The organism is Sulfitobacter sp. M22, assembly GCF_021736025.1.
GTDB lineage: Bacteria > Pseudomonadota > Alphaproteobacteria > Rhodobacterales > Rhodobacteraceae > Sulfitobacter > Sulfitobacter litoralis.
The window spans coordinates 635,840-662,616 of record NZ_WMEC01000001.1 but is presented as its reverse complement, the minus strand read 5'-3'; the positions used below and the strand labels follow the sequence as shown (position 1 = coordinate 662,616).

Below are 26,777 nucleotides of genomic sequence, written 5' to 3'. Positions count from 1 at the left end.
GGCCGGTCGCCCTGCCCCCTTAGCTTTCGGCTTTCTCTTCCAGCATCAGCCACTCGGCCTCTGCATCTTGCAGCTTTTCATTCCGTTCGACCAACGCATCGGTCGCTTTTTGGAACTTCACCGGATGCTCGGAATACAGCGTCGGGTCGCTCATCAATTCTTCGAGCTTTGCGATCTCGGCCTCGAGACGTTTCATCTCTGCCGGCAACGCCTCAAGCCGGTGCTTTTCTGTAAAGCTCAGCCCCGATTGCGCTGCGGCCTTGGGCTTGTCACCTTTGGCCGATGGCTTTGATTTGGCAACAACGCTTTGGTCAAAATCATCCTGCTGGCGCTGCGCCAGATAATCCGTCCAACCGCCCGCATAGACAGTCGCCTTGCCGTCACCTTCCATCGCGATGGTGGTCGCGGCAACGCGGTCAAGGAAGTCACGGTCGTGGCTGACCAGCAGCACGGTGCCATCATAGGTCGACAGCAGCTCCTGCATCAGATCAAGGGTTTCGACGTCCAGATCGTTGGTCGGTTCATCAAGAACCAAGAGGTTGCTAGACCGCGCCATGATCTTGGCCAGCAGCAACCGCGCCTTTTCACCCCCCGACAAGGACCGCACGGGCGCACGGGCCTGGCCTTCGTCGAACAGGAATTCCTTCAGGTAACCAACCACGTGTTTCGGCTGCCCGCGCACCAGAATCTGGTCCGCCTTACCCGATACACGCATTTCCGGATCGCCGGTCAGACTGTCCCACAGCGACATATCGCCATCAAGCTGCGCGCGCGCCTGGTCGAACAGCGCGATCTCAAGATTGGTACCCTGTTTGATCTCGCCCCCGTCAGGCTGTTCTTTTCCGATCAGCATGTTCAGCAACGTCGTCTTGCCCACACCATTGGGCCCGACCAAGGCGATGCGATCACCCCGCTGGATCGTGATGTCAAAGGGGCGCAGAATCGTCTTGTCGCCAAAGGCCTTGGTGATGCCCATAGCCTCGACCACCTTGCGGCCGGACTTCGGACCCGCTTCCAGCGCCATGGCGGCGGTGCCCTGACGTTTGATCTGGCTGGCGCGTTCGGCCCGCAGGTCTTGCAGGGCGCGCACGCGGCCCTGGTTACGCTTGCGCCGGGCTGAAATACCCTCGACAGCCCACCGCGCTTCCGCCTTGATCTTGCGGTTCAGCTTGTGGCGCTGCATGTCCTCTTCTTCCCACATCTGGTCGCGCCAGGCTTCGAACCCACCAAAACCGATGTCCTGACGACGGACAACGCCGCGATCGACCCAAAGCGTCGCACGGGTCAATTCGCGCAGGAACGCCCTATCGTGAGAGATGATGACAAATGCCGCACGGGTCGCCTTCAGCTCGTCTTCAAGCCAGCGGATCGCCTCGATATCCAGGTGGTTCGTCGGCTCGTCCAGCAACATCAACTCCGGCTCGGATGCCATCAGACGTGCAAGTGCCGCACGACGACGCTCCCCGCCAGAGGCGGTGCTCACGGGGCGTGCGGGGTCGAACTTCAACCCTTCGCCCGCGCGTTCGACTTTGTACATCTCGGATGCATCCAGTCCGTGCGCTGCGAAATCGCCCAAGGTCTCGAACCCGGTAAGATCCGGGTCCTGCTCCATATAGCCGACCGAAACGCCTGGTCCGACGATCACATCACCGCTATCGGCTTCGATCAATCCGGCCATGACCTTCATGAGGGTGGATTTACCAGATCCGTTCCGGCCCACCAGCGCCAAACGGTCGCCGGATTGAACCACAAGGGACATGTCTTCGAATACGGGATCGCCGCCGAAAGTCAGCGAGATCTCGTTTACTTGTAAAAGGGGTGCGCGTGCCATGACAGCCAGCTAGCGTCGTGCCGCGTCAGCGTCAATGACCCCTGTTCCAAATGGGGTAAAATCCTCGCCGAAGGCATGAAATCTCTTAGGCGGTACCGCGCAGCAAACGTTTGCGCCCTTCGGTGATCGCCGCGATCTCGAGCCCGGTGAACACATGCAGCGTTTTCATCGGTCGGTCGATCACCGCATGGTCGCTGACCCAGCCGCCCATCATCAGGTAACTGCGCAGCAAGGCCGGAAGCATCTGAAGTGCAGCCTTCTCGGCAGGTTTGTCCAGCTGCCCCTTTGCAAAAGCCACCGTCTCGGGGGCTTTGACCTGAGGCCGCCATTGCAACGGCGCAAGGTGGCGGTCCTGCAGCAAGCGCATCACATCACGATAAGGAGCGGGATCAGTGCCGCGGAAAGACGTGCACCCAAACAGCAGCGTTACCGCATGGGCGTCGACAACCTGCGCCAGCGCGGCCCAAGCCATACGCACCACGTCAGGATTCTGCACCTCCGGTGCCAGACAGAACCGACCCAGTTCCATCATCGGGCCATCAAAACCTGCAAGTTTGGTCAGATCATAAAACTGCGCCGCATAGCTTTGGTCCAGCGACGCACCATCCATCACCCCGATACGGTAGCAACACAGCAGTTCGCCGCTACCTTGATCACGTACGAGGATATGATGCTTTTTCGCGTCGAACCTGTCACTATCGTGTGTTTGATCCAGACCAAAGGCCCGTGCACGCAACGCCTGTGCGGCATCCATATCTTGTGGCGAGGTCGCACGGTAGGCACGGTACGGACCACGCAGCAGCGGCTTCAGTACAGCGCCGCGCAGCACCGTCAAATCCGCGCCCTAGCCGGCCAGCGCCGCGGGATTAAACCGCCCGATGTTGCCCAAAAGCTGACGGATGAAGGATTTGTCAGAAATCGGCGAACTGGTGACTCGGCGGTCAAGGGTGATGACATTGCCGCGCTCAAGCCCGAACCGTTCGACATTCTGCACCACACCGTTCCCGTCAAAGCTCACAGCCACAACTTCGCGCTCTGTTTCACGCGGCGCCATGAACCACATTGCCTGACGGCGCGACCGGACATAGTAATAGCCCGAATTGGTCAACAGGCCCGCCGATGCAGGCACACCTACGGTTTCGGCCACAGTGTCGCGCGTATCCTGACCGACGGTGATCTTCGATAGGTCTTCTTGCGGCGGGATATAGCCGTGGTTGCTATACTGAGGGGAGCAGGCCCCAAGCGTCAGACCAGCAGCGAGAACTGTGGCGGTCAGCAGTGTCTTTTTGACATGGCGGTCGATACGCATTCTTGGTGCCCTCTTGCCCTTGGGGATCATGGCTTTTATCTCGCATACACTAAGCACGCCCCATGGTTCAAGAAACGAAAGTACCCCTAACATGTCTCGCACGCCCCCAAGCCCCACAGCATTGCGCGTCGCAGAGCTGTCGCAGAATGCGCAAACCCCTTTCTCCCTGCGCCCTGACGCCGACAGCTTGCGCAAGATCGCAGAAGAACTTGATCTCTCAGCGCTTCGTAAACTCTCGTTCGAAGGGCGGCTCAAGGCGCTCGGGCGCAGCGACTGGCAGCTCGAAGCGCGTCTGGGGGCCACTGTGGTGCAGCCCTGCGTCGTGACGCTGGAGCCGGTGCAGACGCGGATCGACGTCGATGTCACGCGGCTTTTCGTACAGGACTACGAAGAGCCCGAGGAAACCGAGGTCGAGATGGCAGAGGATGACCGTACCGAACCTCTGGGTGCCTGGATCGATCCTGCCGTTGTCATGATAGAAGCGCTGGCGCTAGAAATCCCCGAATACCCCCGCGCCGACGGGGCGGAACTGGGGCAAGCCGTCTACACCAAGCCCGGCGAGGCCCCGATGACCGATGAAGACGCCCGCCCGTTCGCCGGTCTGGCTAATCTAAAGGACCAGCTAAAGGATAGTAACGGCGAATAACCCTGTCGGTTTGGGTGAATAAGGGTTGCTTCGGCAGGTTTTCGCAGTATTTTGCGCCCTTCACCCCAATTAAGGTTGGACATCGGATAGGCTTCGGCCTAAACGCACGTCACGCCCAAACCGGGAGTTGATCTGAAACACGGTCGTCTTTGGCAGGAAGCCGATGAACGACCCCGAAGGCAAAGGCACCAGACATGGCTGTCCAACAGAATAAAGTTTCCAAATCGCGTCGCAACAACCGCCGCGCGCACGATTCGCTGACTGCAGCGAACCCTAACGAATGCACCAACTGTGGTGAGCTCAAGCGCCCACACCACATCTGCGCTGCATGCGGTCACTATGACGACAACGAAGTTGTTTCTCTGAACGAAGAGATCGACCTCGACGAAGACGCAGCGTAAGTTCGTCACGTCAATCGCAGTTCATAAGAGGCATCGCACCAGATGACGGCCACGTCCGATCAGCCTAGCGCGAGTACTCAGCGCACCCTTATCTCAGTTGATGCGATGGGGGGCGATCAGGGCCCGGCAATCGTTGTTGCCGGGTGTTCTGCGTCCGCGCTCAAAAATCCCGATATCAGCTTTATCCTGCACGGCCCTGCCGACACGCTGGAACCGCTGGTGGCCAAACGTCCCGAACTTAAAGGGCGCTGCACTATTCGGGATGCTCAAGGGGTTGTCACGATGGATGACAAACCCAGCAACGTTGTACGCAATGGCAAGGACACCTCGATGTGGTCTGCCATTGAATCCGTGCGCGACAACGAGGCCTCTGTCGCCGTCAGCTGTGGCAATACCGGCGCGCTGATGGCGCTGTCGATGATCCGCCTGAAAAAGCTACCCGGCGTCAACCGCCCCGCAATCGCTGTGCTTTACCCGTCGACCAACCCGCAAGGGTTCAATGTGTTGCTGGACGTGGGTGCGGATGTGCGTGCGGATGCCGATGACCTATTGCGCTATGCGCTGATGGGCAAATCCTATGCCCGCAACGGCATGGACATCGAACGCCCGCGCATCGGCCTGCTGAATGTCGGGACCGAAGAACACAAAGGCCGGACGGAGCTGAAAGAAGCCCACGAATTGATTCGCGACGCCGCGGATGAAGCGGGCTTTGAATTCGTCGGCTTCGTCGAAGGCGGCGATATCGCGGGTAATGCCGCAGATGTGATCGTCACGGACGGATTTACTGGTAATATCGCGATCAAGACCGGCGAAGGTACCGCCACGTTGATCGGGTCAGGTCTACGTCAGGCGTTCAAAAATTCGATCTGGTCCCGCGCAGCTGCGTTATTCGCCTACACTTCGCTGCGCCGCGTCAGCAAACGCTTTGACCCGAGCAACGTAAACGGCGGCGTGTTTCTGGGCTTGAACGGAACCGTCGTGAAATCCCACGGGGCAGCGGATGCCAGAGGGGTTTCATCGGCGATCAAGCTGGCCGCGCGATTAGCGGAAAGTGAATTCACACATCGGCTGGCCGCACGTGTGGCCTCAGCAAAGCCGACGAAAGAGACCGAAGAATGACAAAAAGAGCCGTCGTAATTGGTGCCGGACACTACCTCCCGGAGCGCATTGTCGAAAACGCAGAGTTTGAAGGCAAGATTGACACCACTGACGAATGGATCAGGTCACGCTCCGGCATTGAACGCCGCCACTTTGTTGGCGAAGGCGAAACCACATCGACGATGGCTACCGCCGCTGCCAAGGCCGCACTGGCTGATGCAGGCAAGACAGCTGCCGATGTCGATGCTGTCATCGTCGCCACCTCTACGCCCGATCTCACGTTCCCATCTGCCGCCACGATGGTGCAGGCACAGCTCGAGATGGAACGCGGCTTTGCCTTTGATGTGCAGGCCGTATGTGCGGGCTTTGTCTATGCCTTGGCCAACGCCAACGCACTGATCATATCGGGTCAGGCTGACCGCGTGCTTGTGATCGGGTCCGAGACCTTCTCGAAAATCATGGACTGGACTGACCGCAGCACCAGCGTCCTGTTTGGCGATGGGGCCGGCGCGATTCTGCTCGAGGCCCAGACCGGCGAAGGTACGTCGGATGACCGCGGTATCCTGTCGACCGACCTGAATTCTGACGGCCGGTACAAAGATCTGCTGTATGTCGACGGCGGCATCAGCACAGGCACCACCGGCTATCTGCGGATGCAGGGGAATCAGGTCTTCCGCCACGCGGTTGAAAAGCTCGCCGCTTCGGCAAATACCGCGATGGAGCGCGCAGGCGTGTCGCCGGATGAAGTTGACTGGATTGTCCCTCATCAGGCGAATATCCGTATTATTCAAGGCACTGCCAAGAAACTGAACCTGTCGATGGATAACGTCGTCGTAACGGTTCAAGACCACGGCAACACCTCAGCTGCATCGATTCCGCTGGCTCTTTCAGTCGGGCAAGAGCGCGGCCAGATCAAGAAAGGCGACCTGCTGGTCACCGAAGCGATCGGCGGCGGGCTTGCATGGGGCGCAGTTGTTCTGCGCTGGTAAGCGGCTTTTCTTCGCGCGAACAGCACGTTACGCCCCATAGTTGTTGACTTGCGGAAAAATGACAGCCTATGCTGCTTAAAACACATGGGGGAAGTTATGGCCGACAAGACGTTGACCCGAATGGATTTAAGCGAAGCCGTTTTTCGTGAAGTAGGTCTTTCCCGCAATGAAAGCGCACAGCTGGTCGAATCTGTGCTGGATCATATGTCCGACGCGCTGGTCGATGGCGAGCAGGTCAAAATTTCCTCTTTTGGTACTTTCTCTGTGCGGGATAAATCGGCCCGCGTGGGTCGGAACCCTAAAACCGGCGAAGAGGTCCCGATCAACCCGCGCCGCGTTCTGACATTCCGCCCGTCCCATCTGATGAAGGACCGGGTCGCAGACGGGAACAAGCGATAACCTGATGCCCAAGTCCCCGGATGCATTCCGAACCATCTCAGAAGTTGCAGAGTGGCTTGAAATTCAGGCCCATGTTCTGCGTTTCTGGGAGAGCAAGTTCACACAAGTCAAACCGATCAAACGTGCAGGCGGGCGGCGATATTATCGCCCCAATGATATGCTGCTGCTTGGCGGGATCAAACGTTTGTTACACGAAGACGGGCTGACGATCAAAGGCGTTCAGAAAGTCCTGCGCGAGGAAGGCATGGGCCATGTCGCCGCGCTTTCCGCCCCTCTTGAAGGCGTCACCCCAGAGGATCTGACCACGGCTGGCGACACCATCGACATGGCACCAATGCACGAAGATGCAGAGCAGACCCATGAAGGCGTTGTGCTTGCGTTCGAATCGCGCGCGGGCAAGGCAGCAAAAGGTTCAGACCCGCAACAAACCCCAGCTCCCGACGCGCCAGAGCCACCGACGGCGCAAGCTGACACCCCACCTTCTACTCCGCCGGTTGAGGGCGAAGCCCCCGCCGAAGCAGAGCCTACCCCATCCGCGCTGGATAAAGGCATCGACGAAGACCTGCCAAGTTTCTTGCGCCATCCGATGACCTCTGCACCCGTGCCGCCAAGCGACAACACGCCTGACGAAGCGCCTGCTGCACCGCAAGGCGCGACACCAGTCGAAGACGAAGTGACCAAGACACCTGCCGCATCTGCGCTACCGCCAGAGGCAGATATCGATCATACCGTCGACAACATCTTTGAGGATGACGAGGACCAAGAAGAACCACTTGAGGCTGGCCCAAAGCCACGCGTGATCGACCTGCCCCCGCTGCTGGCAGAAGACGCGTTCCCGGCAAAACCCTCTGTGCTGTCCGCGGCGCTGATGTGCCGCGATCTGTCACAGGAATCGGCTCAGGATATTGCGCCATTGCTTAACCGCTTGGCCGAATTACGGGATTCCATGCGCGCTGATGTGCTGCGTCGTACAAAAGTCTAAGCTGCCCGTGCGATTTGCAACAATTCCCCCTTGCGCGCCCGGTTTTATCAGGTATGAAACGCCTCATGTCGGGCTATGGCGCAGCCTGGTAGCGCGTCCGTCTGGGGGACGGAAGGTCGCAGGTTCGAGTCCTGCTAGCCCGACCAACCGACATACAACAAACGCCCGTACCCTGATGGGTGCGGGTGTTTGCATTTGAAAGGCCCGGATATGATCGGCGTAGTTCCCAACCAGCATATCACCGACATGATCGCATCGGGTCAGATCATCGGCACACCGCCCGTTGATGACGCTCAAATTCAACCGGCCAGCCTTGATCTGCGTTTGGGTACAGTGGCTTACCGCGTACGTGCCTCTTTCCTTGCAGGACACGGTGCCAAGGTGGCAGACCGTCTGACTGAGTTCGAGATGCACCGCGTGGATCTGACCGAAGGCGCTGTGCTGGAAAAGGGCTGTGTCTACGTCGTTCCGCTGATGGAGACCCTCGCCCTGCCCCAAGGCACCTCTGCGGCGGCCAACGCCAAAAGCTCTACCGGGCGGTTGGATCTGCTCACACGGACAATCACTGACGGTGGCACGGAATTCGATCGCATCGCGCCAGGCTATACCGGCCCGTTATACGCCGAGATTTGCCCGCGCTCGTTTTCGGTGCTGGTACGCCCCGGTATGCGGCTGAACCAGATACGGTTCTCGACCGGGGATGCGACGTTAGATGATGACGCCCTGCGTGCCTTGCATGCGAATACACCGCTGGTCGATGGCGAGGCCGTGATCGACGATGGTTTGGGCTTTTCCGTCGATCTGCGGCTGCCTGATACGACGCTTGTTGGCTATCGTGCCAAGCCGCATACCGGTGTGATTGATCTGGACAAGCTCGGCTATTACGCGCCTGCCCAATACTGGGAAGAGGTCCACAGCGACAATGGCCAGATTATCCTCGATCCCGGCGCGTTCTATATTCTGGTAAGTCGCGAGGCCGTGACGATCCCCCCCGAATATGCCGCCGAAATGGCCCCCTACCTCGCGATGGTAGGTGAATTTCGGGTGCATTATGCAGGGTTCTTCGACCCCGGGTTTGGCCATGCGTCCGCAGGCGGTGCAGGGTCACGCGGCGTGCTCGAAGTACGCTGTCACGAAGCCCCCTTTGTGCTTGAGCACGGTCAAGTTGTCGGGCGGCTCGTCTACGAGAAAATGACCCAAGTGCCAACCCAGCTCTACGGCGCAGGCATCGCGTCGAACTATCAGGGGCAAGGGCTCAAGCTAAGCAAGCATTTCAGCCCACCGCGTTAAGGTCAGCGTCAGGGCGCGCTGCCGGTTGCTAGAACCGCGTCAGCTTGCGCATGTTTCGCACCATTTTGCGCGCCTGCTTTCCCTGTTGGTTACCGGCTTTATTCCGCCGTGCGTTTTCAGCAGGGCTTGGTGGCACGGCATCGCTATCGCGACCTTGCGCAGCTTTCCGGCCCTTCCCAAGTTTAGAGGCTTGGTCAAAGCCGATATTGATACCCTTATTGATCAATCGCCCCATAAAGCGACGCATGATCATGTTCACAATCTGGTTCATTTCGTGATTTCACTCCCGCATAGGTCTATATCCGAGCTTAATATAGCATCCTTTGCGGCGATTTTCAGGCCCGTGGGGATTAATCCTCGAACAGCTCGCTCTGGCCCTCGGTGGCCTCTGGTTCTTCGTCGCTATCGACACCCGGAATTGCACTGAATGCGGGACGCCCCTCGAGCAGCCCGGCAGAGCGGAGCTCCTGTAGACCTGGCAGATCGCGCGGGCTTTCTAGCCCGAAATGTGCCAGAAACTCTTGGGTCACGACAAAGGTCACGGGCCGGCCGGGCGTCATCTTGCGGCGGCCAAAGCGGATCCAGTCAAGTTCAATAAGCTGGTCCAAAGTCCCGCGCGATACCGACACGCCGCGGATCTCTTCGATTTCGGCACGGGTGGTAGGCTGGTGATAGGCAATGATCGCCAGCGTCTCGATCGCGGCGCGGGACAGTTTACGGATCTCGACTGTCTCATGCTGCATCAAATACCCCAGATCGGCGGCCGTGCGCATGGCATAGGCATCCCCGATCCGGCATAGCTGCACCCCCCGCCCGGCATAGCGTTTACGCAGATGCACCAGCGCTTCGGCAGGATCACAGCCGTGGGGCAGACGGGCTGCAATCTCGCGCAGGGACATGGGATCTGCGGTGGCAAATAGGATCGCCTCGATCATGCGTTCTTGTTCGGCCAGAGGTGGCGCGTCAAACAGGCTTTCTTCAGTTTGTTGGGCGGGGTCGGCCACGTCAGTAATCCTTCTTGCGCAACTGGATCGGGGCAAACATCCCCTCTTGGCGGATTTCCAGGTGCCCTTCCTTTACCAATTCAAGCGACGCTGCAAACGTTGATGCCGTCGCCGAGCGGCGCATTGCCGGTTCTTCGCCCCAGCCTTCAGGCAGATAGCGGGTCAGGTCGGACCAATCGCCCTCGAACCCGATGAGACCCCGCATCCGTTCAAGCGCCTGCTCCATCGTAAAAACCTTTTCACGATCCATCACAAAGGGACGAAACTCGTCGCGCGTCCGTATGCGGGCATAACCTTGCATCAGGTCCAGCAAGGTCGCGGTATACGTCACGCGGCGGGTCTGCTGCATTTCCTGGGTCTGGCCGCGGGCAAAAAAATCACGTCCCAACTGATCACGTGCCATAAGCTGCGAGGCGACGTCTCGTATCGCTTGTAGACGTTCCAGCTGAAACGCCAGATGCGCGGCCAACTCTTCGCCCGAGGGGCCTTCGTCTTTGGGGTCAGGCGGCAGCAGCAAACGCGATTTCAAAAACGCCAGCCACGCCGCCATGACGAGATAGTCCGCCGCCAGTTCCAGCCGCAGGGCCTTGGCCTTATCGACGAACATCAGATATTGCCGCGCCAATTGCAGCACCGAAACCTTGCGCAGATCAACCTTCTGGGTCCGGCTAAGCGTCAGCAACAGGTCAAGAGGCCCCTCGAACCCGTCGACATCCACGATCAGCGCCTCGGCGGCGCGCCGTTCAGCAACTTTTGTCTGCCCGTCGTCCATGACCGTATCAGCCATTTACCGCCCCGCCCAAGAGCGTGTCGATCTTGGCGCTTAGGGCAGGAATGTCGACATCATCAGGCTCACGGCGCATCGCCAGCGCCCGTTCTGCACGGGTTTGCGCAGCGTCGGTCATTTCGCCTGCTGCCTCGGCCACACGGGCGCGGTCTTGCAATGTGGCGTTGCAATAAAGAACGACGTCACAGCCCGCCGACAACGCATCAGCCGCAATCTGGTCTACTTCACCCGCCAATGCTTTCATCGAGATGTCATCGGTCATGATCAGATTGTCAAAGCCGATGTCCTCGCGGATCAGGTTCATCATCACCGGTGACAGCGTGGCAGGACGTGGGTCAATCGCGTCATAAACAAGATGCGCTGTCATTCCCATCGGCAGGTCGCACAATGCCTTGAAGGGCGCGAAATCATGGGGGTCCAACGCCTCGCGCGGCGCATCCACCAAGGGCAAGTCAAAATGACTGTCCATCGTGGCGCGCCCGTGTCCGGGCATATGTTTGACCACAGGCAGTACGCCGCCCGCCAACATGCCGTCTGCTGCCGCACGGCCCAAAGCCGCGACCACGTCCGGCGTCGTGCCATAGCATCGGTTGCGCAGAAACTCATGCGTTTGCGTGCCAGCGACATCGACCATCGGCGCGCAATTGCTGTCGATGCCGACGCGGTGCAGCTCATGCGCGATCAGACGAAAGCGCAGATACATTGCCTCTGCCGCATGGCTGCCCGCAGCCTGCACAAAATCAAGCGGAGCCGACCAATCGCGCCACTGCGGCGCACGCAGACGCTGCACCCGTCCGCCTTCCTGATCGACGGTAATCACTGCATCATGTCCCGCCGCGTCGCGCATTTCAGCGCAAAGGGCACGTACCTGATCAGGCGTGTCGATATTGCGTGCAAACAGAATGAACCCAAAGGGTTTTACGGCGCGAAACAACGCCTTTTCTTGCGCCGTCAGCCGCAGCCCCGACGCATCCAGTATTGTCGCCCCGTACCGCATCAACGTGTAACGACGGGAATGCAGTCAGTGTTTTCAGCAACCAGCGCCGAACAAAAGCGCCGCGCGTCCGCAATATCCGAAAACCCATGTGCGCGCAGACGGTAGAACGTCCGACCGCCGCTGCTGGCCTCTTGGATGATGCGGTCTTTGCCTTCCATATAGGCGCCGAAACGCGCGTTCAAACGGACCCATTGCGCCCGTGCGATCTGCGGTGAATCGAATGCGCCCAGTTGCACCAGACGTGTGCCCGTGGGCAGGCTGTCGGGCGACAGCTCTTTGACTTCTGCCGCAGCCACGGGGGCGGGTTCAAAGGATGCTTTGGTCGCAACCATGCGGCCACCGGGCCGATTTTGTGGCCGCAAGGATGCACGTACGCCGGGCTCTTCACCCATGGCCACGGCCACAGCGTTCGACACCGCCATTTCGAGCGGATCCACATCCATCGTGGCACTCGCGTTCATCGGCTCTGGCAGCGCAGTCCCATCTTCCTGGTCTTCCAGTGGCTCCATCCCATCCGTAAGAGAGGCAACCAGACCGTCCACATCCCCGTTTTGCAACGCCGCTACAACGTCTACCGCTGGCGCAGCGGCGACAGGGGCCTGTTGCACAGGTGCAACCATCGCGACGGGGATGGGCTGGTCTTCTTCTTCCAGATCCAATGGTTTGGGGGCCAGTATCAACTGTTCAGCGAACTGGTTCGCCGTCCCTTCAGAGGCAACGGCGTTGACCGACAGCCCTTGGTTATCGGCCAGTTGCCCGCCCGGATTTTCAGGACGCACACGCATATCGCCTTGGGCCGCACGGACCACCGGAATACCCGTCACATCGCGCACCAGCAGCTTGTAGCCCCACACCCCGATCCCGATGATCAAGGTGATAGAAAGCGCAGCACCTGCGAAGTTTGCAAACTTTGTCAAAGGCTTAGCCGGTGTTTGCGGGCCTAGTCCGGTGTCATGCTCAAAGGAATACCCCCCACCCTGGGAGGAGGACGTGTAATCTGCCATTTCTGCCTCACTGACCGCGTCCGGCATCGCCTGCGCGGGTCTGTTTTTTGAACCTGCCTGACCAGCGTGTGTGCGTTAACGCATCTCTTCCGCTGGCTTAACCCCAAGAATACCAAGACCTGACGCAATTACAATCGTTGCGGCCTGCGCAAGGGCGATTTTCGACTGCGAGACCGCCGCATCATCTTGCAAGAAACGCAGCTCTGGTACGTCATTGCCACGGTTCCAAAGCCCGTGGAAATCACCCGCCAGTTCGTAAAGGTAGAACGCGATCCGGTGTGGTTCGTTGCTACGCGCCGCCGTCTCGACCATCCGCGGCCACTCTGCCAGCTTCTGCGCCAGTTTCAGCTCTGCCTCATGGTCCAGCTTGCTTAGATCGGCGCGTTGAAGCGTTTCAATATCTGTCGCGACGCCGGCCTCTGCCGCCTTGCGCAACACGGAATGCACGCGAGCGTTGGCGTATTGCACATAAAAAACGGGGTTTTCGCGCGATTGCTCAAGCACTTTGGCAAAGTCGAAGTCCAGCATCGCGTCATTTTTACGAGTCAACATAACGAAACGCGTCACATCCGCGCCCACTTGATCAACAACATCACGCAGGGTCACAAATGTCCCTGCCCGCTTGGACATTTTGAATTCCTTGCCGTCCTTGAACAGCTTGACCAGCTGCGTCAGCTTGATGTCGAGCGGCACAGCCCCTTCCGACAGTGCCGACACCGCGGCCTTCATCCGTTTGACATAGCCCCCATGATCCGCGCCGAACACGTCAATCAACATGTCAAAGCCGCGCTGCACCTTGTCGTAGTGGTACGCAATATCGGGCGCGAAATAGGTCCAGCCGCCGTCCGATTTCATCACCGGGCGGTCCACATCATCGCCATGCGCGGTGGATTTGAACAGCGTCTGCTCGCGCGGTTCCCAGTCTTCGGGCTTCTTGCCTTTTGGCGGCTCAAGCACGCCCTCATAGATCAGCCCTTTGGCTTTCAAGTCATCAATCGCGGATTCAATCCGGCCCGTGCCATAAAGCGACTTTTCGGAATAAAACACATCCATCTCCACCCCGAGAGAGGCGAGATCTTCGCGGATCAGCTTCATCATCTCGTCGGTGGCAAAATTGCGTACATCTTCAAGCCAGGCGGATTCATCCTTATCGATATAAGCGTCGCCCACCTTGTCTTTCAGCGCCACGCCCACGTCGACCAGATAGTCGCCGGGGTATGTGCCTTCGGGGAAAGCAACCTCTTGGCCGTGTGCCTCAAGATACCGCAGATAGACAGAGCGCGCCAAAACATCGACCTGAGCCCCGCCATCGTTGATGTAGTATTCGCGCGTGACATCAAAGCCCGCAAAATCAAGCAACGACGCCAGCGCATCCCCAAAGACCGCCCCGCGAGTGTGGCCAACATGCAGCGGGCCGGTCGGGTTGGCGGATACATATTCAACGTTCACGCGCCTGCCCTGCCCCAGATCGCCGCGGCCAAAATCAGTCCCCTGCCCCAGAACCGCGCCAATAACGCCCTGCCAGACCGCAGCGCTTAGCCGCAGGTTCAAAAAACCGGGCCCCGCCACATCAGCCGCAGTAATCCGCGCATCCTCACCCAGCTTTGCAGCCAGCTTCTCGGCGATATCGCGCGGTTTCATACGGGCCGGCTTCGCCAGCACCATCGCGGCATTGGTCGCCATATCCCCATGCGCCGCATCGCGCGGCGGCTCTACAGTGATGGCGTCAAAGCTCAGCCCCTCGGGCAGAAACCCGTCGGCAACCAGCGTATCAAGGGTGGACAGCACAAGGCTGCGGATATCGGCAAATAGGTTCATAACGGGGTTCCTTCGACTTGGCCCCGTGTATCACCTGAATATGCGCCCATAATCAAGGGCGGTTCAGCCTTTAGCGATCAACCGCTCGTGCTCTTGCAGGGCAAAGCGATCTGTCATCCCCGAGATATAGTCGCTCACGATCCGCGCGAGCGCCGTATCGCCGTCGGCGTCCTCGACGTCCTTGCGCCACTGTTTGGGCAATTGATCCGTATGCGCGCAAAAATAAGGAAACAAATCCTCGACCACCTGCGTCACCTGCTTGCGCATAAGAACCACCGACGGCGCGCGGTACATGCGGTCAAACAGAAATGCGCGGATCACCTTGAGGTCTTGGAACACCGGATCGGAAAACTGGATCAGCGTGCGCCCCGCCATGCGAATATCAGTGGCGGTTTCGGGCTTCATTTCAGCCAAACGGGTCCGCGCGACTGTAATGACATCCTCGACCAGCACACCAAAGAACCGGCGCAACGCCTCGTGGCGACGCCGGTAGTAGTTCAAACCGGGATAAAGCCGGTCCACCTCGGCAAAGTTGTCCTTGAGGATCGGAAGCTCGGCCAGTTCATCCGTCGAAAACAGCTCCGCGCGCAGCCCGTCATGCAGATCGTGGTGGTTGTAGGCCACGTCGTCGGCAATCGCCGCCACCTGTGCTTCGGCACTGGCAAATGTATCCAGCTCAAGATCATGCTGCCGCCCATAAGCCGCTAGAGCCCACGGCAGGACTCCTGTCACCGGCCCGTTGTGTTTCGCCAGCCCCTCCAGTGTTTCCCACGTCAGGTTCAACCCGTCGAATTCCGCATAGTGCCGTTCAAGATGGGTGACGATTCGAATGGCCTGTGCGTTGTGATCAAACCCGCCAAAGGGGGCCATCAACGTCTCCAGCGCATCTTCGCCGGTGTGACCAAAAGGCGGATGCCCCAGATCATGCGCCAGCGCGACAGCCTCCGTCAGCTCTGCGTTCAGACCCAAGGCACCGGCAATCGTGCGCGCCACCTGCGCCACCTCGATCGAATGGGTCAGCCGTGTGCGGTAATAATCGCCTTCATGTTCGATGAACACTTGGGTCTTATGCTTGAGCCGCCGAAAGGCGCTGGCGTGAATAATCCGGTCGCGGTCCCGCTGAAAGCAGGAACGAAAGGTGCTTTCCTCTTCCGGTATTAACCGTCCCCGGGTCAGTGCCGGATCAGAAGCAAAAGAAGCGCGCATAGTCGGTGGTCCTTGTGGCCTGTCCTGAGGGTTTCTATATTGTATGACAAGACAGATGGAAACCGATCACCCCGGAGCCCGAAAAATGAACCTGCCCCCCCAAGTCACCCCGCGCGCCTTTGACCGCCTTGCCGAAATCGGTGCCGCAGCCGAGGGCAAAGCCCTGCGCGTCGCCGTAGAAGGCGGCGGTTGCTCCGGCTTTCAGTACGACATCGCGCTCGATGCCCCCAAGGACGACGACCTGATCCTGGAAGGTGCCGGCCAAAAAGTCGTGGTCGACAGCATTTCGCTGCCCTTCCTTGCCAATGCTGTCATCGACTTCTCCGAAGAACTGATCGGCGCGCGTTTCGTGATTGAAAACCCTAACGCGACCAGCGCTTGCGGCTGCGGCACGTCCTTCTCAATGTAACACTCAGCCCGTTTCATTTTGCCCAATAAACTCCCGCCGGAGGCTGGCCTCATGCCAGCATGCGGCCGCTTTAAAGCTGCACGCGTGCCGAACCTTCCCCCATTTTGACAGGTGCCCGGGCGAAGCGGGCGAAGAACGCGTCGAACTGCGGGCAGGACGCCTCTGCCTGTGCCAAGATATTTTGTGCCGAGGGGGCAAGCGACGCCATTATCCTCCCACGCATACGCGCCCAATCTGATTGCCGCGTGTCTCCCATTTTGAAAAGAGCTTCGGATAGCCCCAATAGCGCACCCTCTGGTGGCGCGTAGCGGATGGAGACCGGACCCTGTGGCACCGCTTGGCTGAACGCCGGTGCCCCTGCCATCTGCGACAGCCAGCCGGCCATCAAATAAATATGATACCCGTCGCCCGCCCCCTCCCCGTGGTGCGGCACGATCTGGCAGGCGTTTGCGGCAGTACGGACAGCGTCTTCCCATAATACGGGCGCAGGCGAGCCGGCCAATCTTAAAGCAGCACAGAGCTCTGCCAACAAATCCATATCCTGATCCAGATAGGCCAAAATGCTGGCGAAGGTCAGGCTTTCAATTGCCGCCAGAGGCAGCACCGGATCGCGTTGCCCATAATCGGACAGGTAGAAAACAATATGCGCGAGCTCGTAAGATGCCTTTTTATTCGGCAACACAAAGTTTTCTGATCTCAGGAAAAAGCCGCGCAATCGCGCGTGCAGGGTTTCGTCTCGGGTGACGAGCATCCGCCGTGCCATCAACCGCTCTGCCTCAGCGCGTTGCAGATCGGATAGTTCCCCATCGACCAAGCGCATACGCGAGACCCAGTGCACCAATCGCAACCCTGTCTCTCCGGGCATGCCAAGATCCTCGAGATCGAGGGCCAGCGACAGGAAAAAACGGTAATACTGCGGGAAAAAGCGGATCGTTTCCTCCAGTTGATCATAAAAGGATGCGTAGGGCATCAAGGCACCCGACGACGCTGGCATATTCGAGCTTGCCAACACCCCAAGCCATTCGGCGTTTTCCTTTAGCCAGAACACATCGCCAGCACGACGGCGCTGCTGTGCAAACATGCGGCTGATCGCTGCTATATCGGCGTGTTTCGCAGCAATACCGCGGGCGCGAACGGACGAAAGTGTCACAACGTTAGACATAGAACTCCCTTTTCGTTGGTTACCCCTGCGCCGTTTCTGGCGCAGGGTGACACGGGATTATCAGCCAGCGGTAAACAGACCGCTAATCCCCCTGGGCGTCATGGGGGCTGCCTGTAGCTCTGACTGCAATCCGGTGGTGAACAATCCGGTCCCGTGGCCACAATGCGGGTCGCGTTCGGTACGAATTAAGCCGGTGGTATAGAGGCCGGTGCCTGCCCCCAGTTGCATCGATGCATCAGCGGTACGACTGGAGGGAAGGGTGTTTTCGGCGTAGGCAATTGCGGTCATATTTTCTTCCTTTTAGGTGGTTTTTGAAATCGGCAGCTAAACCTGAGGCTGCACGTCCCTCATCAATCACCACAGCGCAGCGTGAACCTAGCCGTCAAAAAGATCGAATTTTAATGATGTAATTCATTCACATGCGGCACGTTGTTGATCCCATTGAAATTGCGAACCGACGTGGGCTTCTCCACATTAGAGACAACTTTAAAGACCTATCCTGCACGCCCCTGCCACGCCGCTACCCCCTTTGGATAAACGCGTGCTCTACACCCGAATCGCGTGCGGAAACCGGCCAAGCCGGCGCAGCCCCCTTGCCCCATATCGCGGTATGCGCGATAGCTGCGCGAACCAATAAAGGGGGGCTGTCATGAAAATCGCCACGTTCAACATCAACGGAATCAAAGCGCGGATCGATGCCCTGCCCCAATGGCTGGACGAAGCGCAGCCTGATGTCGCCATCTTGCAAGAAATAAAATCCGTCGATGAAGGTTTCCCGCGCGAACTTTTTGAGGACCGCGGCTATAACGTCGAAACCCACGGTCAGAAATCGTTTAACGGCGTCGCAATCCTGTCAAAGCTGGCGCTTGAGGATGTGACCCGTGGCCTGCCCGGGGACGACAGCGACGAACAGGCCCGCTATATCGAGGCGACCGTTGTGGGGGATCATTCATCTGTCCGGCTGTGCGGGCTGTATCTGCCCAATGGCAACCCTGCGCCGGGCCCGAAATATGATTATAAACTGGCCTGGATGCAGCGCCTAGAAGACCGTGCACGTGCGCTGCTGGCCGAAGAAACACCGTTTTTGCTGACCGGCGATTTCAACATTATTCCGCAGGCCGAAGATGCGGCCACGCCGGACGCATGGCGCGAAGATGCGTTGTTTCGCCCGGAATCCCGTGCCGCATGGCGACGCTTGCTGGCGCTTGGCCTGACAGAGGCCTTTCGTGCGCGGACCCAAGGGCCGGGGCACTACAGCTTTTGGGATTATCAAGCAGGTGCGTGGAACCGCAACAACGGCATCCGCATTGATCATTTCTTGCTGAGCCCCGCCATCGCCGACAGTCTGCGCGATTGCCAGATCGACAAGGATGTGCGCGGACGTGAGAAACCGTCAGATCACGTGCCGGTGTGGGTCGACCTCGATCTTTGAGGCCTGTCAGGTTGAACCCGTCCATCTTGGTTGTCGGCCGATGTATAGGTGTTCATCGCGGCGACAGCCCCCTCTGCCCATATCAATGAAAGCCAATCGGAAAACGCAGCGCTAAAGTCCTCGGCCTGCGCCAGATCACCGTAGGGACGCGCTTGCTCCAGCCACGCCGCAGGGCGCGTACGCGCAGCTTCGGCAACAGGGCGCAATGCGTCCCAAATCGGATCGTTTGGCACGATCTCGCTGCCGTCTTCCCGCGTGCCTGCGCACATTCGGGCCCAGAATGCTTCGACCAAGGCCAGACCGGCAACCGACCGACCTGCGGCCAATTGATCGCGTAGGATCGGAAGAACGAAACCTGCGTGCCGCGCCGATCCGTCGAAAGCGACGCGGCGGGTGGTGTCGACAATGCGCGGATTAGAGAAGCGCTGCTCAATCAACTCCAGATATGTCAGCGGCATCATGCCGGGCACAGGGGCAACTGTCTGTGTGATCTCGTCAGCCTGCACACGGTGGAACATCGCGCGGATCGCTGGATGTGTCATACAGCCAGAGATCGTCTCGATCCCCAGTACTTCACCAACATTCGCCAAAATCTGATGGCCCGCGTTGAGAATGCGGATCTTCATTTTCTCATAAGCATGGACGTCGTCCGAAAAGGTTGCGCCCACCTTGTCCCAATCGGGGCGGCCTGCGCAAAAATCGTCTTCGATCACCCATTGGCGGAAAGCTTCATGCGTCACCGGAGCCGCGTCGTTCACGCCGAACTCCCGCGCCTGCGCAATCTCGGCAGGGCCGGTGGCCGGGGCGATGCAATCGACCATGGAGTTGGGGAAACTGGCGTTCGCGTCAATCCAATCAGCCAGCGACGGGTCCGACATCCGTGCAAGGGACACGACGGTTTGTCGTAGGATATCGCCGTTGCCTTGCAGGTTGTCGCAACTCAGCCCCGTGAACGGCCCCTGCCCCGCACCGCGCCGCAGACAGAGTGCGGCGACAATGGCCCCAAAGGCCGTGCGCGGGGTTTCAGGGTTCGCAGCGTCATGGACGATATCGGTATGGGACGCGTCGAACCCCTTGCTCACCGGATCAATGTAATAGCCGCTTTCGGTCACCGTCAGTCCGACGATGCGAATAGCCGGATCGGCCATAGCCCGGATAAGCGCACCGTTGCCGTCCTCGATCGGGAGGTAATCGATCATCGATCCTACAACCTCTGCCGAGGTTTGCGCAGGGTCGAGTTCAATCAGCGTTGTCAGGCAATCCTGCGCCAGAAGCTTTTCACGCATGGCCGCATCATAGGGACGCACGCCCGCACCAAGGATCGCCCAATCATGCGCCTGACCGATCTGCATCAACCTGTGTAGATACCACGCCTGATGGGCACGGTGGAAGTTGCCGACGCCGATATGGACAATGCCAGGCGTCAGCGCGCTGCGATCATAGGTGGGCCGGACGATATCAAGATCGCCGAGCGTCGCATTTGAGAGGTCTACCAACTTATCCATGATCCACATCCTTGTCGGATCGCGCGCCAGAAACACGGCGCGGGGTCCAACCTGTCATTCCTGCTGATTGCATCACTCGACCCTTAGGCCCTGCGCATCGAAACGGTGCAGCTTGTCAGCCTGTGGTGTCAGGTAAATCCGGTCCCCGTGTTTCACCGGCAACTCGCCGTCGACGCGCACAGTCATCGGTTCCGAGCCCGCGGCCCCGTGGACGTGCAAGAAGGTGTCAGAGCCCAAATGCTCGGCCACTCCGATGGTGCCTTCCCAAGCGCCTGCGGTGGTGGATACGTCAAGATGTTCGGGCCGGATGCCGATGGTGGGCGCGCCGCGCGCTTCGGCTTCGGCACCTTTGATGAGGTTCATCTTGGGCGATCCGATGAAGCCCGCGACGAATTCATTGCGCGGCTTATAGTAAAGCTCAAGCGGGCTGCCGACCTGTTCGATATAGCCTGCGCGCAGCACGACGATCTTGTCGGCCATTGTCATCGCTTCGACCTGATCGTGGGTGACGTAGATCATCGTCGTGGCCAGCCGCTTGTGCAGCTCGCTGATTTCCAGACGCATCCCCACCCGCAGCGCGGCGTCGAGGTTCGACAGCGGCTCGTCAAATAGGAAGGCCGAAGGTTCGCGCACGATGGCACGCCCAATGGCGACACGCTGGCGCTGCCCGCCCGAAAGCTGCCCCGGCCGACGGTCCAGATAGTCGGTCAGATTAAGCGCATTGGCAGCGGCTTCGATCCGGCGCTTCTGCTCATCCGCAGGCAGACCGGCCATCTTCATTGGAAACGCGATGTTCTTGCGCACCGACATATGCGGATAAAGCGCGTAGGATTGGAACACCATCGCCAGCCCGCGTTTGGCAGGTGGCACATGGGTCGCATCCATGCCGTCGATATCGATATGGCCGGATGTGATATCCTCTAGCCCCGCAATAAGCCGCAGCAATGTCGATTTCCCGCAGCCCGAGGGGCCGACGAAGACGGTAAATTCCCCGTCTTCGATGGTCAGATCCAGAGGCGGAATAACCCGCACGTCGCCGAAGCTTTTGGAAACCTGATTAAGTCTGATTTGTCCCATGTGACTGTCCCTTACTTACTTGACCGCGCCGAATGTCAGGCCGCTGACAAGCTGCTTTTGGCTGAACCAGCCGAGGATGAGGATTGGCGCAATTGCCATCGTGGAGGCCGCGCTGAGCTTGGCATAGAAAAGGCCTTCGGGGCTGGAATAGCTCGCGATGAAGGCGGTGAGCGGAGCGGCCTTGGCCGCGGTGAGGTTAAGCGTCCAGAAGGCTTCGTTCCATGCGAGGATGAAGTTCAACAGCAAGGTGGAGGCAATGCCCGGGATCGCCATCGGCGTGAGCACATAAAGCACCTCTTCGCGCAAGCTCGCCCCATCCATCCGTGCGGCTTCTAGGATCTCGCCGGGGATTTCGCGGAAGTAAGTGTAAAGCATCCAGACGATGATCGGCAGGTTGATGAGCATCAGAATGATGACCAGTGCGATCTTGCTGTCGAGCACGCCGAACTGGATGCAAAGCAGATAGATCGGATAAAGCACACCTACCGCAGGCAGCATCTTGGTCGACAGCATCCACAGCAGAATGTCTTTGGTGCGCTTGCCAGGCACAAAGGCCATCGACCATGCGGCAGGTACAGCGATCAAGATACCAAGGACGGTAGAGCCGCCCGCAATGATGATAGAGTTCCACAAGAAGCGCCCGTAGTTGGACCGCTCCAGAACTGCTTGGTAGTTGGCCAGTGTCCAATCAAAGCCGAGAAAGATCGGTGGATCGGCAATCGCCTGCGCCTCGGTCTTGAAGCTGGTGAGGATGGTCCAAAGGATGGGAAAGAAGATCAGGAAACCGATGCCCCAAGCGAGGGCGGTGTTGAAGATCTTGCGGTTCTGGGTGATTGCGCGTGCCATGATATCTCCTCCTCAGGCGTCCAGGTTCTTGCCGACGATGCGCATCAAGAAAATGGCAACGATATTGGCAAGAATGATTGCATAGACACCGCCCGCAGATCCGAGGCCGATGTTTTGGCTTTCCAGCACCCGCTGGTAGATGAGATAGGTCAGCGTTTTGGTCCCAAAGGCACCGCCCGTGGTCACAAAGATTTCCGCAAAGATCGACAGTAAAAAGATCGTCTGGATCAGGATCACCACGGTGGTCGCGCGGCACAGATGCGGGAGTGTAATATAAGCGAAACGCTTGGTCGCGGGGGCGCCGTCCATCTCGGCGGCGTCCAACTGCTCGCGGTCGAGCGATTGAATTGCCGTCAGCAGAATCAGCGTCGCAAAAGGCAGCCATTGCCAAGACACGATGATGACAATCGAGGTCAGCGAGGCTTGGCTCATCCATTGCACCGGTGTCGCACCGAAGAATTCCCAAAGGTAGGCAAAGAGCCCGTAGTTCGGGTCCATGAACATGTTCTTCCACACCAGAGCCGAGACGGTCGGCATGACGAAAAAGGGTGCGATCACAAGGATGCGGACAAAACCCTGCCCCCACATCGGCTGGTTCAGAAGGATGGCGAGCAAAATACCCAAGCCCACAGTAATCGCCAAAACACTGCAGACAATAATGAGCGTGGTCACCACCGAAGGCCAGAAGGCGCTGGATGTGATGAAGCGCACATAGTTGTCGAACCCTACCCAGCCCAGATCACCGCCGCGCATGGGCAGGTATTTCTTGAACGAAAAGTAAAGCGTCATGGTTAGCGGAATAAGCATCCATCCAAGGAGCAAGACCACCGCAGGGGCCATCATCAGGCGTGCCGCTGATCGGGAATGTTGGGTCGCCATCTGGCACATCTCCTCTGCTGGCGGCGGATGCCGCGTTTAGGTGAAGGGTATCATATGAGGTGGTGGGGTGGAAAAGGGCGGCGGGGTCCGCCGCCCTTAATACCGGTGAAGCGGCGGCTTAGCGGTAGCCGGCGGCTTCCATTGCGTCGTTGGTCAGCGCTTGCGCCTTCTCGAGCGCCTCTTCGACGGTCTGCTGACCGGCATAGGCGGCAGAGAACTCTTGGCTTACGTCGGTCGCGATGCCTGCAAATTCGGGGATCGCGGCGAACTGAACACCGACGTAAGGCGTCGGATCAACCGTGGAGTTCTGCGGATCAGCCGACAGGATCGAGTCGAGCGTCATCTGAGCAAAAGGCACTTTTTGATACTCTGGGTTCTCATAAAGCGACTTGCGTGCGCCGGGAGGAACGTTTGCCCAGCCTTCGTTCTCGGCAACCAGATCGATGTAGTCTTTGGAGGTGGCCCATTCGATGAACTCTTTCGCGGCATCTTCTTTTTGAGTGCCCGCCGGGATCGCCAGCGCCCATGCCCAAAGCCAGTTGGAACGTTTGCCAAGGCCCGTATCGGGTGCCAGCGCAAAGCCAACCTTATCGGCCACGGTGGAATCGTCACCGTTTGTCACAAAGGATGCCGCAACTGTGGCGTCGATCCACATGCCGCATTTGCCTTGCTGGAACATCGAAAGGTTTTCGTTAAAGCCGTTGGAGGCATAGCCCGCAGGGCCGCTCTCATCCATCAGGTCTTTGTAGAAGTTGATCGTGTTGGCCCATGCCTCGGTATCGAACTGGGCGTTCCAGTCCTCGTCGAACCAGCGCGCACCAAAGGAATTCGACATCGCTGTGATAAACGCGCCGCCCTCGCCCCAACCGGCTTTGCCGCGCAGGCAGATGCCGTTGATGTCGTTTTCGCGGTCGGTCATCGCAGCCGCGGCTTCGCGGATGAATTCCCAAGTGGGGTCTTTCGGCATTTCCATGCCGGCTTTCTCCATCAGGTCCGTGCGGTACATGATCATGGAGCTTTCGCCATAGAAAGGTGCAGCGTAAAGCGTGCCCTCGTGGCTCAGGCCACCTGCCATAGCAGGAAGGATATCGTCTGCGTCATAGTCTTCGCTGAGGTCATCCAGCGGTACAAGCCAGCCGTTCGCACCCCAGATCGGCGTTTCATACATGCCGATGGTCATGATGTCGAAAGAGCCGCCCTTGGTCGAGATGTCAGTGGTGACGCGCTGGCGCAGCACGTTCTCTTCCAAGGTGACCCATTCCACTTCGTGGCCGGTCTCTTCGGTGAATTTGTCGGTGTAGCCTTGCATACGGATCATGTCGCCATTGTTCACGGTGGCGATGGTGATCGTTTCAGCAAACGCACCCCCGCCCATGATCAGGGACAAGGCCGTAGCAGCATACAGTGAGTTCTTGCAGACCATCAATAGTTCCTCCCTCTATAGATGATGAAGCGAGAGTAGCCAGTGATACAACGCGCAGTCAACTTAAATTTTACGCGCGTTAATTATTTTTCAGGCAACCTGAGAACACAACGACTTACGCCGACGCCCGCATGACCAGCGTTCCCTCAAACAACGTCTCTTCGCGTTCGGTCAGCCGGGTTTCGTTTTCGATGATACCGAACAAGGTGCTGGCTGCACGATTCGCGATGGCGCCATAATCCTGTGCGATGGTGGTGAGCGGCGGGCATGTGTATCGCGAAAACGGGTGGTCATCCTGCCCTGCGATCCGCAGGACACAGCCCTTGCCGTGACCAACCTGCATCCCCAGTTCGTAGGCTGCCGACAGCATCCCTATGGCCAGTCGGTCGTTCGAGCATAGCACCGTATCCGTCTCGAACGCCCCCGCGGCCATCAGTTTACCGCCTTCGGTGGCGCCAATTTCCTCAAACTTCCATCCCTCGCCAGGCACCTGATGGATATGTGGCGCAAACCCGTGACGCGCCATTGCCTCCAGATAGGCCTGACGACGTTTGTTGGCGTTGGGATTGCTTGGGGTCTTCATCTCGAAAAAACACGGTGGCTCGCCGCTGCGACACAGGTATTCAACCATCAGATCGACACATTGAAAATTGTCGGTTCCGACGAACGCCTCGCAGACCCCTTCGATATTTGCATCAAAGGTCACAACGGGGACGTCTTTGCTAAAGCGTTCAATATCGGCCCTGTCAGAGGCTTTGCCAAACGGTGCCAGCAAAACGCCCGCCGGTTTAAGGGCCCTCAGGGATTCAAGATTAACCCGCTCCTGTGCGGGGTTGCCGTGCGAGCTGAGCAATATGGGGCTATAGCCCGCTGCCATACAGGCAAGTTCCACCTCGCGCCCGATCTCGGAAAAGAAAGGGTCAGCGAGGTTGGGCACGACAATGCCGATGTTGCGCGTCTTGCGGCGATTTTGGTTTACCGCATAGACATTCGGCCGGTAGTCATACTGGCTAAGCGCCGCTTCGATCCGTTCGCGGGTGGTGCGCCTTACACTGTCAGGGTCGTTGAAATACTTTGACAGCGTGGGCCGGGAAATCCCACTGACGGCGGCAAATTCCTCCATGTTACGGATTCTTTTCTCACCCATCTTGACCCTCGCTTAACAAAACGCTGCGCGCGTAAACTCTAGTCAATATAGGGAAAGGTTCGCCCGGACCGCAAGAGCGCTGAGCCTTGGCGCAGAAACGCCGCGATAGTGGGATTGCCGACACCGCCCCTACGGCGATGCGCGGTTAAACTGTTTAATCGCGACGCCTGATACCTGAGCGGGCGCGAGAGGTCATTGCGGCCCCTGTCTCATCTCTTCGATCCACGGCGGATTGGCACCGGCACGCGAAACAGTCACCGCGGCGACCTGCGCGCCATAGGCCAATGCTTCTGCCAGCACCTCGGGCGTGATGCGTCTGAGGGCGTCTTTGTGCAGCTGCCCAAGCTCTGACATTTTCGCCAGAACGCCTGCGTTGAACGTATCCCCGGCCCCGACCGTATCGACAACTTCCGTTTTCAAAGCGGGCACTTGCACTTCTGCGCCATCCGCCAAATAGCCTGTGGCCCCCTCGCTTCCGCGTGTAAGAATGACGACCGACGGTCCGTTATTCAGAAGATCTGCCACCTTATCTCGGAGCGCGAGCGGCGCGGGGTTGATCCAGTTAAGATCCTCGTCCGAGACTTTCACAATGTCCGCCAGCGCCAGCATATGATCGAGCCGCGCGCGGTAACGCGCTATATCCTTGATGAAACCGGGGCGGATATTGGGGTCGATCATCACCCCACGCCCGTCGGCATTGCGCGCCAGCAGCGCGGCGTAGGTATCTGCCCCCGGCTCGCACGCCAAGCTGATCCCGCCGAAATAGAGCGCCGAAACCTCATCCGAAAGCGCGGGAAGGTCGTCCGCCGTGATCATGCGCCCGGCAGAGTTTTCATCATAGAAATCATAGGTCGCGTGGCCGCCGATCAGCCGTACAAACGCAAGCGTCGTCGGGCGGTCAGAGACAATAAGATGCGACACATCTACATGGCTCTCCTTAAGGCCATTGACCAATTGCTGCCCGAACCTATCGGAAGATAGACCCGAGAGCATCCCCACCTGCGCCCCGAGCCGCCCCAAAGCGATGGCTGTATTAAAGACCGCCCCGCCCGCATGCGGCACGAAACCGTCAGGACCAGCATTGGTTGGTGTCGGGATCATATCGATCAGAGCTTCTCCGCAGCAAAGGATCATCT

28 protein-coding genes and 1 tRNA gene are annotated in these 26,777 nt (G+C 58.8%); 10 read left to right on the top strand and 19 right to left on the bottom strand.

The genetic code is table 11. From position 1 onward, the window contains the following. Positions 1 to 19 precede the first annotated feature (19 nt). The 3 genes from GLP52_RS03235 to GLP52_RS03225 all read right to left on the bottom strand — a co-directional run bounded on the left by GLP52_RS03235 (position 20) and on the right by GLP52_RS03225 (position 3,140). The gene (locus GLP52_RS03235) at positions 20 to 1,831 is read right to left on the bottom strand and encodes an ABC-F family ATP-binding cassette domain-containing protein (protein WP_093733649.1); all 1,812 of its coding nucleotides are present in this window, start codon (positions 1,829 to 1,831) and stop codon (positions 20 to 22) included. A gap of 85 nt (positions 1,832 to 1,916) precedes the next feature. Next, the gene (locus GLP52_RS03230; RefSeq protein WP_237271558.1) at positions 1,917 to 2,666 is read right to left on the bottom strand and encodes a GNAT family N-acetyltransferase; all 750 of its coding nucleotides are present in this window, start codon (positions 2,664 to 2,666) and stop codon (positions 1,917 to 1,919) included. A gap of 9 nt (positions 2,667 to 2,675) precedes the next feature. After that, positions 2,676 to 3,140: an outer membrane protein assembly factor BamE gene (locus GLP52_RS03225; RefSeq protein ID WP_093733648.1), complete on the bottom strand. Its 465-nt coding sequence runs from the start codon at positions 3,138 to 3,140 to the stop codon at positions 2,676 to 2,678. Positions 3,141 to 3,231: 91 nt separating this feature from the next. Between GLP52_RS03225 and GLP52_RS03220 the strand changes: the two genes are divergently transcribed. The 8 genes from GLP52_RS03220 (at position 3,232) to GLP52_RS03185 (ending at position 8,945) form a co-directional block, all read left to right on the top strand. Continuing rightward, the gene (locus GLP52_RS03220) at positions 3,232 to 3,786 is read left to right on the top strand and encodes a YceD family protein (RefSeq protein WP_237271557.1); all 555 of its coding nucleotides are present in this window, start codon (positions 3,232 to 3,234) and stop codon (positions 3,784 to 3,786) included. Between the two features lie 194 nt (positions 3,787 to 3,980). Continuing rightward, positions 3,981 to 4,187 carry a 50S ribosomal protein L32 gene (rpmF, locus tag GLP52_RS03215; protein ID WP_093733647.1) on the top strand — a complete coding sequence of 69 codons (207 nt, stop codon included), beginning with the start codon at positions 3,981 to 3,983 and terminating at the stop codon, positions 4,185 to 4,187. A gap of 42 nt (positions 4,188 to 4,229) precedes the next feature. Next, on the top strand, positions 4,230 to 5,306 hold the full coding sequence (plsX, locus tag GLP52_RS03210; RefSeq protein WP_237271556.1) for a phosphate acyltransferase PlsX: 1,077 nt from the start codon (positions 4,230 to 4,232) through the stop codon (positions 5,304 to 5,306). Further along, on the top strand, positions 5,303 to 6,274 hold the full coding sequence (locus GLP52_RS03205) for a beta-ketoacyl-ACP synthase III (RefSeq protein ID WP_093733645.1): 972 nt from the start codon (positions 5,303 to 5,305) through the stop codon (positions 6,272 to 6,274). The genes plsX and GLP52_RS03205 overlap by 4 nt, the downstream gene beginning before the upstream one ends. 96 nt (positions 6,275 to 6,370) lie before the next feature. Further along, positions 6,371 to 6,673, top strand: coding sequence for an integration host factor subunit alpha (gene ihfA, locus GLP52_RS03200; RefSeq protein WP_093733680.1), 303 nt, complete (start codon positions 6,371 to 6,373; stop codon positions 6,671 to 6,673). A 4-nt stretch (positions 6,674 to 6,677) separates the two neighbouring features. Next, a complete protein-coding gene (locus GLP52_RS03195) occupies positions 6,678 to 7,655 on the top strand; it encodes a MerR family transcriptional regulator (RefSeq protein WP_237271555.1) in 978 nt (325 codons plus the stop codon). 69 nt (positions 7,656 to 7,724) lie between these two features. Further along, positions 7,725 to 7,801: transfer RNA gene (locus GLP52_RS03190), tRNA-Pro, on the top strand. Between the two features lie 64 nt (positions 7,802 to 7,865). Beyond that, entirely contained in the window at positions 7,866 to 8,945 is a 1,080-nt protein-coding gene (locus GLP52_RS03185; RefSeq protein WP_237271554.1) for a 2'-deoxycytidine 5'-triphosphate deaminase, read from the top strand. A 28-nt stretch (positions 8,946 to 8,973) separates the two neighbouring features. Here the strand turns inward: GLP52_RS03185 and GLP52_RS03180 are convergent, their stop codons facing one another. The 7 genes from GLP52_RS03180 to GLP52_RS03150 all read right to left on the bottom strand — a co-directional run bounded on the left by GLP52_RS03180 (position 8,974) and on the right by GLP52_RS03150 (position 15,761). Then, positions 8,974 to 9,216: a hypothetical protein gene (locus GLP52_RS03180; protein ID WP_093733642.1), complete on the bottom strand. Its 243-nt coding sequence runs from the start codon at positions 9,214 to 9,216 to the stop codon at positions 8,974 to 8,976. 79 nt (positions 9,217 to 9,295) lie between these two features. Further along, positions 9,296 to 9,949 carry an SMC-Scp complex subunit ScpB gene (gene scpB, locus GLP52_RS03175; RefSeq protein WP_093733641.1) on the bottom strand — a complete coding sequence of 218 codons (654 nt, stop codon included), beginning with the start codon at positions 9,947 to 9,949 and terminating at the stop codon, positions 9,296 to 9,298. Position 9,950: 1 nt separating this feature from the next. Then, positions 9,951 to 10,736: a segregation and condensation protein A gene (locus GLP52_RS03170; RefSeq protein WP_093733640.1), complete on the bottom strand. Its 786-nt coding sequence runs from the start codon at positions 10,734 to 10,736 to the stop codon at positions 9,951 to 9,953. Beyond that, positions 10,729 to 11,733 carry a beta-N-acetylhexosaminidase gene (gene nagZ / locus GLP52_RS03165; RefSeq protein ID WP_237272638.1) on the bottom strand — a complete coding sequence of 335 codons (1,005 nt, stop codon included), beginning with the start codon at positions 11,731 to 11,733 and terminating at the stop codon, positions 10,729 to 10,731. The genes GLP52_RS03170 and nagZ overlap by 8 nt, the downstream gene beginning before the upstream one ends. After that, positions 11,733 to 12,650 (bottom strand): SPOR domain-containing protein, encoded by a 918-nt coding sequence (locus GLP52_RS03160; RefSeq protein ID WP_237271553.1) that lies wholly within the window; start codon positions 12,648 to 12,650, stop codon positions 11,733 to 11,735. Before GLP52_RS03160 ends, nagZ begins: the two co-directional genes overlap by 1 nt. Positions 12,651 to 12,812: 162 nt before the next feature. After that, the gene (gene argS / locus GLP52_RS03155) at positions 12,813 to 14,555 is read right to left on the bottom strand and encodes an arginine--tRNA ligase (protein ID WP_237271552.1); all 1,743 of its coding nucleotides are present in this window, start codon (positions 14,553 to 14,555) and stop codon (positions 12,813 to 12,815) included. A gap of 63 nt (positions 14,556 to 14,618) precedes the next feature. Beyond that, positions 14,619 to 15,761 (bottom strand): deoxyguanosinetriphosphate triphosphohydrolase, encoded by a 1,143-nt coding sequence (locus tag GLP52_RS03150; protein ID WP_093733637.1) that lies wholly within the window; start codon positions 15,759 to 15,761, stop codon positions 14,619 to 14,621. Positions 15,762 to 15,846: 85 nt separating this feature from the next. Between GLP52_RS03150 and GLP52_RS03145 the strand changes: the two genes are divergently transcribed. After that, positions 15,847 to 16,170, top strand: coding sequence for a HesB/IscA family protein (locus tag GLP52_RS03145; RefSeq protein ID WP_237271551.1), 324 nt, complete (start codon positions 15,847 to 15,849; stop codon positions 16,168 to 16,170). 70 nt (positions 16,171 to 16,240) lie between these two features. Here the strand turns inward: GLP52_RS03145 and GLP52_RS03140 are convergent, their stop codons facing one another. Together GLP52_RS03140 and GLP52_RS03135 are read right to left on the bottom strand one after the other, a co-directional pair. Further along, on the bottom strand, positions 16,241 to 17,332 hold the full coding sequence (locus tag GLP52_RS03140; RefSeq protein WP_237271550.1) for a DUF6902 family protein: 1,092 nt from the start codon (positions 17,330 to 17,332) through the stop codon (positions 16,241 to 16,243). A 60-nt stretch (positions 17,333 to 17,392) separates the two neighbouring features. Continuing rightward, on the bottom strand, positions 17,393 to 17,620 hold the full coding sequence (locus tag GLP52_RS03135) for a hypothetical protein (RefSeq protein WP_237271549.1): 228 nt from the start codon (positions 17,618 to 17,620) through the stop codon (positions 17,393 to 17,395). 361 nt (positions 17,621 to 17,981) lie between these two features. On the opposite strand from GLP52_RS03135, the gene xth reads away from it, so the two are divergent. After that, positions 17,982 to 18,764, top strand: a complete 783-nt coding sequence (gene xth, locus GLP52_RS03130) for an exodeoxyribonuclease III (protein ID WP_237271548.1) — start codon at positions 17,982 to 17,984, stop codon at positions 18,762 to 18,764. Here the strand turns inward: xth and GLP52_RS03125 are convergent. The 7 genes from GLP52_RS03125 to GLP52_RS03095 form a co-directional block, all read right to left on the bottom strand. Then, a complete protein-coding gene (locus tag GLP52_RS03125) occupies positions 18,731 to 20,269 on the bottom strand; it encodes a mannitol dehydrogenase family protein (protein ID WP_237271547.1) in 1,539 nt (512 codons plus the stop codon). The two genes, xth and GLP52_RS03125, sit on opposite strands and share 34 nt — an antisense overlap. Before the next feature lie 72 nt (positions 20,270 to 20,341). Then, entirely contained in the window at positions 20,342 to 21,346 is a 1,005-nt protein-coding gene (locus GLP52_RS03120; protein WP_093733633.1) for an ABC transporter ATP-binding protein, read from the bottom strand. 15 nt (positions 21,347 to 21,361) lie between these two features. After that, on the bottom strand, positions 21,362 to 22,192 hold the full coding sequence (locus GLP52_RS03115) for a carbohydrate ABC transporter permease (RefSeq protein ID WP_237271546.1): 831 nt from the start codon (positions 22,190 to 22,192) through the stop codon (positions 21,362 to 21,364). 12 nt (positions 22,193 to 22,204) lie between these two features. Further along, the gene (locus GLP52_RS03110; protein ID WP_237271545.1) at positions 22,205 to 23,071 is read right to left on the bottom strand and encodes a carbohydrate ABC transporter permease; all 867 of its coding nucleotides are present in this window, start codon (positions 23,069 to 23,071) and stop codon (positions 22,205 to 22,207) included. Between the two features lie 118 nt (positions 23,072 to 23,189). Then, the gene (locus tag GLP52_RS03105; RefSeq protein ID WP_237271544.1) at positions 23,190 to 24,494 is read right to left on the bottom strand and encodes an ABC transporter substrate-binding protein; all 1,305 of its coding nucleotides are present in this window, start codon (positions 24,492 to 24,494) and stop codon (positions 23,190 to 23,192) included. A gap of 115 nt (positions 24,495 to 24,609) precedes the next feature. Further along, positions 24,610 to 25,641 (bottom strand): LacI family DNA-binding transcriptional regulator, encoded by a 1,032-nt coding sequence (locus tag GLP52_RS03100; RefSeq protein ID WP_093733629.1) that lies wholly within the window; start codon positions 25,639 to 25,641, stop codon positions 24,610 to 24,612. A gap of 192 nt (positions 25,642 to 25,833) precedes the next feature. Then, a complete protein-coding gene (locus GLP52_RS03095) occupies positions 25,834 to 26,775 on the bottom strand; it encodes a carbohydrate kinase family protein (protein WP_093733628.1) in 942 nt (313 codons plus the stop codon). Positions 26,776 to 26,777: the final 2 nt, after the last annotated feature.